The following is a 12,772-nucleotide window of genomic DNA, read 5'->3' on the forward strand; positions in this document are numbered from 1 at the left end:
ACTGGCGGTAAATAAATTTCACTCTCCATCACCGCCGCCGCTGGTTTTGCTAGCAGCATCCGTAACGTTTGCACAAGTCAGGATTGCTGTTAATCCCAGCATCAACCATTGTGTTGCTGGTAGCCAGTGCAGCAAACTCACGCCACCCCAGACTAATAAAACTACTAGGGTTGCTTTAAGACGGCGATGAAAGCTAATATTTTGACTGCATTGATAAGTGCTTTTTCCCACTTTATTTGCTATGTCCTTTCGGTTCGTGGCTTAGTCCTGCGACGTAATAATTTTTAACTATCATCATTTCATCTCAGAACTCGAAACGCCAAGCTTTTTTCTCAATACATCGAGTTAAGAGGCTGAGAAATCTAAACTTTGCCGAAAAGAGATTAGTATTTCATTCAATGCAGCCGTATCAATTAAAAATGCATCATGTCCGTGGGTTGACTTCAGCCACGCTAGTTGAGCATTCGGGATTAAATTTGCCAATTCTTGTTGTTCTACTGGAGGATAGAGAATATCAGAATCAATTGCGACAACTAAAGTCGGTTGCTGGATGCTTTGCAGAATAGATTCGTAATCTGACAAATCAGGACTGGTGCGATCGCGGGCAACATCGTGGCGATCCATTACATGGGTAAGGTTAATGTAAGTGTTGGCATCAAATCGTTCTGTCAGCTTTTGACCCTGATGTTGTAAGTAACTGGCTATAGCAAACTGCTTAGATGCATCATACTGCCGTCCAAAGCGGCTTGTAAAACTATCCCAAGAACGGTAAGTAGACATCGCCATGATCCTTGCCACTGCTAGTCCTTGATTTGGGGGCGCATCCAGGGTATAGTTTCCTCCTTGCCAGTTAGGATCGGCATAAATTGCCTGTCTTTGGGCTTCACTTAATCCAATACACCAAGCTGAATGTCTGCCAGAAACAGCAATGGGTGCGATCGCTTTCACCTTTTCTGGATATAATAATGCCCACTCCAGTGCTTGCATCCCACCAAGCGATCCGCCAATTACTAACCGCAGAGATTGAACACCCAAGTATTCTAGTAGTGCAGCTTGCAGGTGAACCAAATCTCGAATTGTAATCTTAGGGAAGGATACGCCATAAGGGTTTCCCGTTATGGGGTTGATAGTAGTTGGCCCAGTTGTGCCGTAACAACTTCCCAAAATGTTGCTGCATACAATAAAGTCGCGTTCTGGATTGAAGGCTTTCCCTGAACCAAATAAAGGTTCCCACCAATCATCAGCGTCAGCCGAACCAGTTAAGGCATGACAAATCAGTACCCCATTATCGCCTTGAGCACTTAACTGTCCCCAAGTGCGATAAGCAACCTGAACCCCAGTTAATGTTTCGCCTCCTTCTAGTTGAAATGGCATCGTAATCTGGTAAAACTGGGTTTGCGGTGAGATGAAGTCTGAGTAGAGCATATCTGGGAGTGGGGAGTGGGGAGTGGGGAGTGGGGAGTAGGGAGATGAGAGAGCAGGGGGAGCAGGGGGAGCAGGGGGAGAAGAATTAATAACCAATACCCAATGCCCAATGCCCAATGCCCCATTCCCCATTCCCCATTCCCCATTCCCCATTTATTAACTCTTAACTTGCTGGAATGCCTGCTGGAAATCCTCTTTGATATCGTCGATATGTTCAATTCCCACTGATACTCGCACCAAATCGGGTGTCACACCTGCTGAAAGCTGTTCGTTATCACTTAGCTGTTGATGGGTTGTGGAAGCGGGATGAATGACGAGAGTTTTCGCATCGCCAACATTTGCTAAATGACTAGCCAATTTCACATGATTAATAAAAGCTCTACCTGCCTCCAGTCCACCTTTGATGCCAAAGTTTAAAACTCCCCCGAAGCCATGTTGGAGATATTTTTTTGCTCGTTCATGATAAGGGTGATTGGGAAGCCCCGGATAATTAACCCACAATACTTGCTCTTGCTGCTCTAACCACCGAGCCAATTCTAGGGCATTGCTCACATGCCGATCTACACGTAGAGAGAGGGTCTCTAATCCTTGCAATAAAAGAAAGGCGTTAAATGGACTCAAGGACGGGCCAAAATCCCGTAACCCCTCGACTCTGGCGCGAATAATAAAGGCAATGTTACCAAAGGAACCATTAGGGCCAAAAACTTCTTGGAAATTCAGCCCATGATAGCCCGGTGCTGGCTCAGTAAACAGAGGAAATTTGCCGTTACCCCAGTCAAATTTACCCGAATCGACAATTACGCCACCAATGGAAGTACCATGTCCACCAATCCATTTAGTTGCAGATTCCACTACGATATCTGCACCATGTTCAATCGGTCGAGCTAAATACCCACCAGCACCAAAGGTATTATCCACAATTAAAGGTATGCCGTTTTCGTGGGCAATGTGAGCTAAAGCGGCAAAGTCGGGAATGTTGAATTGAGGATTGCCAATGGTTTCAACGTATAACGCTTTCGTGCGATCGTCGATCGCCTGACGAAAACTTTCTGGCTGATCTCCCTCAACAAACTTGACATTAATACCTAAACGTGGTAAAGATACTTTAAATTGGTTATATGTCCCACCATACAGAAAACTAGTGGAAACAATATTATCCCCAGCCTGAGCAATGGTAGTGATTGCCAAGAATTGTGCTGCTTGCCCGCTAGCGGTTGCTAATGCTGCTACACCTCCTTCTAAAGCAGCAATCCGCTTTTCAAATACATCCGTCGTTGGGTTCATGATGCGAGTGTAAATGTTGCCAAATTCCTGGAGAGCAAATAACCGCGCTCCGTGGTTGGCGTCGTCAAAAACGTAGGAAGTCGTTTGATAAATCGGTACAGCACGAGCATTAGTTCCAGGAGCCGGCTCTTGTCCAGCATGAACTTGCAGAGTTTCAAAACGATATTGTTCTGACATAAGCAGTTATTTGAGTTTCCAATTATACAAACAATTAATAATAATTGAGCCTTGTTTTGGATGAATCAACTGTAATTTGGAAGGTTTACCGTATTTTAACTGGTTGTGCCCAGGATTTCTCATCTTTAGCACAACAAGTTGGAAAATAAAAAATGGCAATTAACACCTCTTAATTTATATTTAGAAAAAAAGCGTGTGAGTCGTCATGCAAATAGACCAGCCTTTTAGAATTAATGCTGCCCAACCAGACAAACTAAAACAATTCCTTCCCAAACCTTTAATTATTTCCAGCCCAGTCGCAGGTTGTAATGGTTTTTATTTTGCCTATCATCGCCAGTCAAACTATCAACTTCCTGAGACATCGCCTTTTCAGCACATCGTTACTATTTATACTAAAGAGTTTGAGGCAAAATTAAAAATTAACGGACACTGGCAAAGTAAATCCTATGCAGCAACTGATGTGGGGATTTTTCCTGCCGATCAAATTTCTCCAGCGGTACAATTTGAACAGGAATTAGGGTTTATTCACTTTGGTTTTGAACCAGCGATGATTACTAGCGTTGCCTACGAGTCAGTAAATACTGATGCAGTTGAAATTGTACAACAACTGCAAACTCACGACCCATTGATTCAACAAATTGGATTGACACTCAAGCAAGAAATAGAAACTAGTGGATTTGATAGTTCTCTGTATATGGAGTCAGCAGTAAATCTGCTGGCGGTGCATTTATTGAAACGTTACTCAACGCAGCAATTTATCATTCGAGAATACACAGGTGGATTACCAAAACATAAATTAAAAGAAGCGATCGCTTACATCAACGATAACTTAGACCAAAATTTGTCACTTGCAGAAATTGCGGCCATCGCACAGATAAGTCCGCATTATTTTGCTAGTTTGTTTAAGCAATCAATCGGAATAGCACCTCATCAATATGTCACCAAATGCCGAGTTGAAAGAGCAAAATCTTTACTTGGCAAGCGAGAATTATCAGTTATACAAGTCTCTCAATTAGTAGGATTTCAAAGCCAAAGTCATTTCACCAAGGTTTTTCGCAAATATATCGGCATCACTCCTCAAGCATTTAAGAAGCTACACTAAAATTTTCGGAAGATAACGCTAGTTTTCGGAAGATTGTGTGAGACAGCACCATCTTGTTAAAGCTAGACTCAAGAGTTATCACCACACTTTGAGTCCATAGTCCAAAAAATGACACAACTAAAACCAGCCGAGGAAATGCCCGGTAGCTTTGGGCTACCCATTTTAGGTGAAACTCTCCGATTATTTGCTACCCAGGGATGGGGACTGGCGAAGAACTATGAACGCTACGGCCCAGTTTTTAAAACCAGTATTTTAGGAAAGAAATATGCAGTTTTGGTAGGGGTGGAAGCAAATCGACTAATTTTGCAAGAAAAAGCCGATCGTGTTTCTTCCTACTTAGGATGGAAAGTGGCTATGGAGCATATTTTTGGGCGGCCAATGATGCTTCAGGATGGCGAAGAACATCGTCAGACTCGTCGCTTAATGGCTCCAGCGTTTCATAGTAAAGCCATTGCTAATTATTTTGACATCATGCAAACTGAAGTTAACAAGTGCCTAGAAAATTGGGTGCAAAACAGTCCAATTTCTATTAAGAATGAATTTAATCAGTTAGCATTGCGAATTGGAATTCGGCTATTATTAGGTGTTCAACTACAAAGCGAAGTCGAGCAAGTCGAACAGTTGTATAATACTTTGACACAGGGAGCATTGGCACTATTGCGGTTAGATATACCATTCACAAAATATGGTCGCTCCCAAAATGCTCGTCGTCAACTGAAAGCTTTCTTAGAAAAAATTATCAGCGAACGCAAACTTCAAGGTAACTTAGAGGAGTCTTGTGATGTATTAGGATTGTTTTTGGCAGCAGTAGATGAAGAGGGAAATGCTTTAGCCCAGTCGCAGATCGTAGACGAACTGATCCACTTATTAAATGCAGCACATTTCACTACTGCTACATCCTTAACGTGGGCAATGGTTGAATTGGCAGCGCGTCCACAATGGCGTGATAAACTCCGCCAAGAACTTACAGAAGTTGTCAAAGATGAACCTTTGAACTTGGGACATCTCAAGCAACTTAATCAAATGACTTATTTTTTCAAAGAAATAGAACGACTTTACAATCCTGCAGGTGTAGTGCTGTTTCGCGGAGTTGTAAAAGAAATTGAATACGCAGGTTATCGCATTCCTTCTGGTTGGGTGGTGATTGTTGCTCAAGGATTAACGCATCGGATGAGTGAGATTTATACTAACCCAGAAAGTTTTGATCCAGAACGCTTTGCCCCTCCCCGCGAAGAAGATAAAAAAGACTCCTTTGCTTTAATTGGTTTTGGTGGTGGCGAACATATATGCATTGGAATAGAGTTTGCCAAAATGGAAATGAAGATTTTTTTGGCAACATTGCTGCAACGATATGATTGGAAAGTGACACCAAAATATCAACCTAACAACTATGATCAACCACCGTTTCAAGTTGAAGGAAAATTACAGGCGCAAGTCACGTCGCTTTGCTCCGAATTCAAAATTCAAAATTCAAAATGACGCTCTCTACCAGACGCTGCGCGTAGCTTGCTTCTCTGTAAGAGTACGCGGACTCGCTAACGCTGCGCTAACAAAATTCAAAATTAATAATCCCCATAAATAAATTTAGTTGCTTTGTATCATGAGTCTGTTTCAGTCAACAACCTCGAACTGAGAAACTAAACTCAACATCAGCCTGTATCCGTTGCTAATATCATGTCCGCATAATTAGTTATGATTTTCACAGTCATTGCACCCCACACGCCAGATGCTCCACTTGGGGAGACCCCAGACGCTCGATGACTCGCCGCCGGCGCTATCGCCCTTGGCGTCTCCCCTTCTCCCCAAGGGAGAGGCTAACGCCAAGGGAGAAGACCGCACTGGCTCCCCTTAATCCCCTCCCCGCTCTTCGGGCTACCGTGTATACACAAGTCGAGTTGGCAATCAAATCAACGAAAAACAACGGAAAATTATTTTTAAAATCCTTGATTTTCCGTTAGGACTCTATCAATAACCTGACACTATTGATAATCAGTTCACTTAACTCAAAACCTTGCCTACCAAGGCTTGTATCTTACCAGGCAATGATTTTAGGACTTGTGTATACACCGTAGGCTCTTCGGGAGGGGAGACAAAGCGTAGCTTTGGCTCTTTGGGGTTCTTCGGGTTTAATAAGTAATCAAGCGGACATGACATAACCTACTCACTCAGGTTTTTATTTTTAAGCACAAATTGCTCCAGATCGTGATACTGCCCTTTGAAGAAGCCATACTGTTTCAGTACACCCTGACTGTGAAAACCTAACTTTTCTAGCAACTTTTTAGAAGCGATATTTTCCAGCATGACTTGGGCAACAAAGAAACGCAAACCCATTTTCTGAAACCCAAATTGCAAGATAGTATCCATTGCCTCAGTCATGATACCTTGTCTCCAAAAAGTACTGGCAAGCTCATAACCGACTTCGGCTGAGTGTTCTTGTGGGTTCCACGTAAACCCACAAGAACCAATCAAAACGTTGTCTTGCTTACGGGCAATTCCCCAACGAATTGCATCTCCTCGCTCAAATCGCTTGGCTCTACGTTCAATGACAACGATCGCTTCTTTAATAGAGGTGAAGGTATCAAGATTGTGAAACTGAGTCACGCTTGGATCACAGAATACAGCAAAGGTAGCTTCAGCATCCTGCAACGTTGTCTCACGAAGAAGAAGCCTTTCTGTTTCTAATTGAGGAAAGGAAGATAGTAAGAAATTGTTGCTCATAGTTGCAACCGATGATCTGGGGTTAGAGTTGACCGAGACAATTTTAGATTTTGGATTTTGGATTTTGGATTAAATCTAAAATCTAGAATCTAAAATAAATGTTTCAAGTTTCTCCGTTCACGGAGAAGAAAATAAAAAAATCAATTTTCAAGCCTCTTCAATACATCGGAGAGGTTAATCCAAAATCGTAAATCTAAAATCTAAAATCGAGTGACTTAGCGATCGCCACAGTGACAAGACAATTTAAAAAGCTTAAGGTTGAATAGTCTTCGCCGACTGGTTAAATAACAAATTTCGTGACTTATCTGGATCAAGCGCTTGAGTTTTCAATGCTTCTGCTTTCTCGTAGGCGCGAATTGTGGCTGGACGCGCTTTAATTGTCTCAAACCAGCGTTTAACATGAGGAAAATCCTCTAGGTTTTGATTTTGGAGTTCATGGGGCACTATCCAGGGATAAGCAGCAATATCGGCGATGGAATAATCGCCAGCTACAAATTCTCTATCTGCTAGTTGCTTATTCAGTACTGCATATAAGCGTCCCGTCTCATTCACGTAGCGGTTAATGGCATATTCAATCTTTTCGGGAGCATAGACGCTAAAGTGATGATTTTGTCCCGCCATTGGCCCCAGTCCTGCCATTTGCCAAAACAACCATTGTAAAACTTGAGTGCGTTGGCGTAAATCTTGGGGGATTAATTTCCCAGTTTTTTCTGCCAAATATAGCAAGATTGCACCAGACTCAAATATCGAAATTGGCGCACCTCCATCTGCTGGTTCGTGGTCAACGATCGCAGGCATCCGATTGTTAGGAGAAATCTTCAGAAATTCCGGCTTAAATTGCTCCCCAGCCCCAATATTCACAGGAATTATGGTGTATGGTAAGCCGACTTCTTCCAAAAAAATTGTGATTTTATGACCGTTTGGAGTTGGCCAATAGTAAAGTTCAATCATGGTTCTTTTCCTAAAATTGTGCGATTGATTTCTAGGTTAATAGTGCGTTACAGACATCTCTTAATTACGAATTAGATTGCGGTGATTTGGCGATCGCAGCCCAAACTCTATGGTGAACCTGAAGAATTGGTGTAGGATATTTTGTTTCGAGTAATGTTGCCAATTCCTGGTCAAATACTTCTACTTTTTCTGGTGTCAAGCTGGCTCCCACACCAGCACTCGCCCGAATTCGCCCCCGCCAGTCTTCGTGTGTATAAGATACAAATACATCGTAAGAAAATGTGCGGATATCTCGGAATCCTCCTTCGCCAATGTCTTGTAACCACAGGGGATGCAAGCCATTACCGCCGGCCATATTCCAGGCGGGATTATGAGCCTTGATTAGTTGTTCTGTTGCTTCCACGACATTACCTTTTAAGGGTATCCAATCAAAATGTGCGATCGCGAGCAAGCCATTTCTTCTCAATATCCGAGTAACTTCTTGGACAGCACGTGGACGGTCAAACCAATGCCAACACTGTCCAGCTGTTACCACATCCGCACTAGCGTTTGGTAACTCCGTATTCTCGGCAGTTGCGACTCGATAATCTACTTTCAGTTGGATAGATTCGCTTAACAGTCTGGCTTGTTCTAAAAGTGAGGCTGATAAATCTATGCCAATTACATAAGCACCTCTATCAGCAAAGCCCCGTGCTAGTGTTCCTGTTCCTGTACCAAGGTCAACAATATTCTGCCCTGGTAAACCTATACCATATTCAGACAGTTTGTTAAATAATGAACTAGGAAACCCAGCGCGGTGTTTTGCATAATCAGTGGCAGTTGCACCAAAATCAATTTTCATACCTGCAAAACTATTTTTGTAACAATTGTTTAGCTTAGAAGTTCTCTACCCACGGACGTAGTTCGACTTCATAAGTCCAAGCACTGCGGGGTTGGCGGAGAATGCTGAGATAAGTTTGAGCGATCGCATCTGGGTCAAGAGTACTATCAGGATTATCTACTGGATCTTGGCGGTCTGCGGAACGGATTCCACCATCAATCACAAAATGCGCCACATGGATATTCTTTGGTGCTAATTCTCTAGCAATACTCTGAGCCAAACCGCGTAGTGCAAATTTACCCATTGCAAAGGGAGCAGACAGAGGATAACCCTTAACACTGGCTGAGGCTCCAGTAAAAAATATAGCACCGCCACCTTGCTGCAAAAACCTTTTGGTAGCAGCTTGGGCCACAAGAAAGCCACCATAAGCAGTGATATCTAGGGTTTTTGCCACTTCACTAGGGTCTAGATCGACAAGAGGCCCCCGCACCCGGAAACTAGGGTTGTAAACAACAATATTCAAGGAACCAACTTTATTATCAATATCAATAAATAACTGTTCTACTTCATCTGGCTTTGAAGCATCAGCGGCAAAACTAACTGCGCCAATTTCACTGGTCAATTGAGTGATTTTTTCAATTTTGCGAGCTGCTAAAGCTATGGTGAATCCTTCTTTGGCAAATAGGCGAGCTAAAGAAGCGCTCAGTCCATTACCTGCACCGACAATTAAAGCTGTTGTTGCCATAAATTTAATTCTCCTTATCCTGCAAAATTTTAGTTCCCCTTCTCCCCAAGGGAGAAAGGGTTAGGGGATGAGGGCTTGAGCAATTGTATCTAAAACTAACTCGATAAGTAGTAAGCTAAACCACATTTAGTTTGCATAATCTAAAATTGTACATTTCTTGTGGGGTGGGCGTCTCGCCCACCCAATATATGCAAGTTAAATGTGGAACAGCTTAGGACAGAATTAATTACACAATGTCATTGCGAACGCTCGCAATGACTGTAAATATTTTTGTCCATTTATTTATCATTAAATATTTGCTCATTACTAAAGCGAATCACAGTGAAGTGATTAGATTGTAACCAGTTTTCTCTGATAAAATCTTGAGCTTGCTGATTTGCATGAATACTATCATCTAACTCAATAATTAGTAGTTTTTCGTGACAATAAAAATCAGTGATATATCTACCAATATTATGTTGTCTGCGGAATTTTGTATTTAACAAACGTCTATATCTTAAAGAATTTATCTTTGTTTTGATCTTTACGAGACGCACTCGCGTTCGCTTCATTCCCAATGACTACCTGCTAACTTGGTAAATTTGCACGTATACAATGGACGGCTACTACCGCCAGCAATGGAGGCAGCAGCCCAATGATCAGCATTTTCAGCCGGAGAAACGAGATTTAAAAAGGGTTGGGGCTGAAGTATGACACCAATGCCCTCAACCCTCACCCGTTCTTAACCGTTAAGCGCTTCTTCTTGATGGGTTTGGATAGTGCAATCAGAAGTGGCATAGGCAACGCAGGTAAGAACCCATCCTTCGTCCACTTGATCGTTGTCTAAGAAGTTCTGATCCGATTGGTCAACTGTACCTGAAATCACCTTGCCAGTGCAGGTAGAGCAAGAACCAGCGTTACAGGAATAGGGCAAGTCCATCTCATATTCTTCGTTAGCGACCTCTAGGATGTACTCATCATCAGGGACTTCAATTACTTTTTCGCCTTCTGGGGTCTTTAATGTAACTTTGTAAGTTGCCATGTAAAACTTCCTAACTTAATATAAACTCCATTTTCGATACTACGGGTTTATGTGCACCTAGTCCAGAGTGAAATCTAGTTGATTATTTTACATCTTGAGACGCTTAGTTTTAATCGGAAGTAAGAGTAAAAAATGCTGCGATCGCTTCAGCAAATCCCTCAAATGAACTATAATCCCTAGAGACGATAGAGACAGTCATACCCAACTTTTGGGCATTAGCAGTAGTGTAAGGGCCAAAACATGCAACAACACAATGTTCGTAATCGCTTTGCGAGTTAACCATTGTCAAAAAGCTTTCTACTTCCACTGTGCTACTAAAGGCAATTACATCAATAATTCCTGCACGCATCAGGTTTAATTCCATACCGTAGATAGTTTTATCTAAACCTTGCGTAATATATGTGGGTACGCGAGTTACTTCTATGCCCAATTGTTGCAAATCTGTAATCAAATTGGGTACAACATCAGGTTCAGGCAAACCCACAACTTCTGGAGTAGGTATCAGCACTTTTTTTTCGTGAATTTGCGGAAGTTTCGCTAATTCAGCCACAATTCCGGCTGGACTAGATTCTGTTGGGATTAAATCCACCTTGCCAGAAAAAGACAATAAGCTTTCTGCATCTTTTCCTAAAGCACATAAGTGGCATTTTTGCACTACAGATATAGGAATATTCAAATCATTTATGCGGTGAAAAAATGCAGCGATTCCGTTTCTACTTGTGAAGAGAATCCAATCAAATTCATCTACGTGGGCTAAAGCGGCATCTAACTGAGTGTAGTTTGATAAATAGCAGGTTTCGATGGTAGGCATGAAAACAGGTAAAGCACCTTTTTTGATGATTTGTTCGGATAACCTATAAGCATAATTTCTTGGTGCTGTTACTAAAATTCTCTTGCCATAGAGAGGTAAGTTTCTAGATGGAGTCAGCAGATTGATTTGTCTTGATTCGGTGTGCATTTGTTTATCTCTCATTTAATTGCTATTCCACCTTTGTAACAGTCAAAATTGTCGTGCTGACCGATATCCCGCCTAGAACTTAAGTTCTAGGCTAATAGCTTAAGTCCACTCAAGTGGACTGAGATTTTCTCTTTCACCGAGGATAGCCACGTATATGACTTCAAATTTTGTATTTAGTCCTCTTGAGAGGACTTTAGCTATTAGCCTCGGAATTTATTCCAAGGCGGGATGGCAACGAAGCAGAAGATTTAAAAAATACTGGTATTGAGCAATCTATTTGAGTAGATCCTCGACTTTTTAAAAAGTCGGGGATCTAGTTCTTGACAATGATTCAGGATTGCTATATAAACCTAGCCATTTTTCTAGGATGAATTACTCCCCATTTTTCCGATGTCATCTGTGTTAATAAAACGGCACGATCTGAACATCTAAAAACATTTGCGGAAAATCTTATGTCTTCATTACTGGCTTTGTCCAACAGTTTAGCTGACACCGTAGAACAAGCTGGAAGTGCTGTGGTTGCAGTGAATGGGGGTACACGTGTTTCCCCAAGCGGCATTCACTGGCGTAATGGCATCATTGTTACCTCTGATGAGTCTCTCCAGCGCTATGATGACATCACCATCACTTTATCAAATGGTAGTACTGCACCAGTAACACTCGTCGGTCATGACTCTAGCACCGATATCGCTGTTTTTAAACTAGAAAATCTAGAATTTCCTGTGGCAAAAGTTGGCGATGCCAAAACGCTTAAAGTTGGTCATCTCGTGTTAGGACTGGCAAGAGGTAGCGAAGGTGATTTAAGGGCGGCGATGGGTGCAGTGAGTGTGGTTAGTGGTGCTTGGCGGAGTATGAGTGGCGGGAATATTGACCAATTTATCCGTCCAGACATTACCCTATACTCTGGCTTTGCGGGTGGGCCACTCGTAGATGCTGATGGTTTTGTAGTAGGCATGAATACATCGGGGCGGCGTGGTACTGCTTTGACTATTCCCACTGCGACAGTCGATCGCGTGGTTGACCAATTAGTAGCAAAAGGACGCATTTCTAAGGGCTACTTGGGTGTGGGAATGCAACCTGTACGTTTACCAAAGAATCTAAAAACTGCTCTCAATTTAAGTTCGGCAACTGGGGTAATTGTTGTCAATGTTGAGGCTTCGGGGCCTGCTGACAATGCAGGTGTGTTGCTTGGCGATGTTTTGGTAACGTTCGATGGCGTAACTGTGGGCGATACAGGTGATGTGTTGGTGCTGCTCAATAGTAGCGATCGCATTGGTAAAGCTGTCAAGGTGCAAGTTGTCCGGGGTGGAGTGTTAATTGAGTTAGCGATCGCAGTTGGCGAACGACCTTTGTAATTCGTAATTCGTAATACTCGCCTCCGGCGAGAAGCAAGCTACGTAATTCGTAATTTGGAACTTGGGAGGCCGAGCTTGGAACTCGGAAGTTGCACCTTTTTGCTCGAACGTTGAGCCTCTGAACTCGGAAATTGCACCTTTTTGCTCGAACGTTGAGCCTCTGAACTCGGAAGTTGCACCTTTTTGCTTGAACGTTGAGCCTTTGAACTCGGAAGT

14 protein-coding genes are annotated in these 12,772 nt (G+C 42.5%); 3 read left to right on the forward strand and 11 right to left on the reverse strand.

All coding sequences use genetic code 11. The features are described from left to right. Positions 1–18: 18 nt before the first annotated feature. From RMY63_RS22585 to RMY63_RS22595, 3 genes are all read right to left on the reverse strand, one after another. Complete coding sequence (locus tag RMY63_RS22585; RefSeq protein ID WP_322730857.1) at positions 19–231, reverse strand: hypothetical protein; 213 nt, start codon at positions 229–231, stop codon at positions 19–21. A 114-nt stretch (positions 232–345) separates the two neighbouring features. Next, positions 346–1,578: a homoserine O-acetyltransferase MetX gene (metX, locus tag RMY63_RS22590; protein ID WP_322730858.1), complete on the reverse strand. Its 1,233-nt coding sequence runs from the start codon at positions 1,576–1,578 to the stop codon at positions 346–348. A gap of 3 nt (positions 1,579–1,581) precedes the next feature. Next, the gene (locus RMY63_RS22595; protein WP_322730859.1) at positions 1,582–2,886 is read right to left on the reverse strand and encodes an O-acetylhomoserine aminocarboxypropyltransferase/cysteine synthase; all 1,305 of its coding nucleotides are present in this window, start codon (positions 2,884–2,886) and stop codon (positions 1,582–1,584) included. 205 nt (positions 2,887–3,091) lie between these two features. On the opposite strand from RMY63_RS22595, the gene RMY63_RS22600 reads away from it, so the two are divergent. Further along, positions 3,092–3,988, forward strand: coding sequence for an AraC family transcriptional regulator (locus RMY63_RS22600; RefSeq protein WP_322730860.1), 897 nt, complete (start codon positions 3,092–3,094; stop codon positions 3,986–3,988). A 108-nt stretch (positions 3,989–4,096) separates the two neighbouring features. Beyond that, a complete protein-coding gene (locus tag RMY63_RS22605) occupies positions 4,097–5,467 on the forward strand; it encodes a cytochrome P450 (protein ID WP_322730861.1) in 1,371 nt (456 codons plus the stop codon). Positions 5,468–6,145: 678 nt separating this feature from the next. On the opposite strand, the gene RMY63_RS22610 is transcribed toward RMY63_RS22605, so the two are convergent. From RMY63_RS22610 to RMY63_RS22640, 7 genes are all read right to left on the reverse strand, one after another. Next, positions 6,146–6,706 carry a GNAT family protein gene (locus RMY63_RS22610; RefSeq protein WP_322730862.1) on the reverse strand — a complete coding sequence of 187 codons (561 nt, stop codon included), beginning with the start codon at positions 6,704–6,706 and terminating at the stop codon, positions 6,146–6,148. Between the two features lie 252 nt (positions 6,707–6,958). Next, positions 6,959–7,657: a glutathione binding-like protein gene (locus RMY63_RS22615; RefSeq protein ID WP_322730863.1), complete on the reverse strand. Its 699-nt coding sequence runs from the start codon at positions 7,655–7,657 to the stop codon at positions 6,959–6,961. Between the two features lie 64 nt (positions 7,658–7,721). Continuing rightward, entirely contained in the window at positions 7,722–8,498 is a 777-nt protein-coding gene (locus tag RMY63_RS22620) for a class I SAM-dependent methyltransferase (RefSeq protein WP_322730864.1), read from the reverse strand. 34 nt (positions 8,499–8,532) lie between these two features. Further along, entirely contained in the window at positions 8,533–9,222 is a 690-nt protein-coding gene (locus tag RMY63_RS22625; RefSeq protein WP_322730865.1) for an SDR family NAD(P)-dependent oxidoreductase, read from the reverse strand. Between the two features lie 278 nt (positions 9,223–9,500). Then, on the reverse strand, positions 9,501–9,773 hold the full coding sequence (locus tag RMY63_RS22630) for an endonuclease domain-containing protein (protein ID WP_322730866.1): 273 nt from the start codon (positions 9,771–9,773) through the stop codon (positions 9,501–9,503). A gap of 170 nt (positions 9,774–9,943) precedes the next feature. Beyond that, positions 9,944–10,243 carry a ferredoxin gene (locus RMY63_RS22635; protein ID WP_322730867.1) on the reverse strand — a complete coding sequence of 100 codons (300 nt, stop codon included), beginning with the start codon at positions 10,241–10,243 and terminating at the stop codon, positions 9,944–9,946. A gap of 109 nt (positions 10,244–10,352) precedes the next feature. Further along, positions 10,353–11,201 carry a uroporphyrinogen-III synthase gene (locus RMY63_RS22640; RefSeq protein ID WP_322730868.1) on the reverse strand — a complete coding sequence of 283 codons (849 nt, stop codon included), beginning with the start codon at positions 11,199–11,201 and terminating at the stop codon, positions 10,353–10,355. A 452-nt stretch (positions 11,202–11,653) separates the two neighbouring features. Here RMY63_RS22640 and RMY63_RS22645 point away from each other — a divergent pair, with 452 nt between their 5' ends. After that, on the forward strand, positions 11,654–12,556 hold the full coding sequence (locus RMY63_RS22645; protein WP_322730869.1) for a S1C family serine protease: 903 nt from the start codon (positions 11,654–11,656) through the stop codon (positions 12,554–12,556). Here the strand turns inward: RMY63_RS22645 and RMY63_RS22650 are convergent. Further along, the coding region (locus RMY63_RS22650) for a hypothetical protein (RefSeq protein ID WP_322730870.1) at positions 12,524–12,772 on the reverse strand (249 nt) is incomplete at its 5' end. The two genes, RMY63_RS22645 and RMY63_RS22650, sit on opposite strands and share 33 nt — an antisense overlap.

Origin of the sequence: Nostoc sp. ChiQUE01b, assembly GCF_034531255.1 — a bacterium.
Classification (GTDB): Bacteria; Cyanobacteriota; Cyanobacteriia; order Cyanobacteriales; family Nostocaceae; genus Nostoc.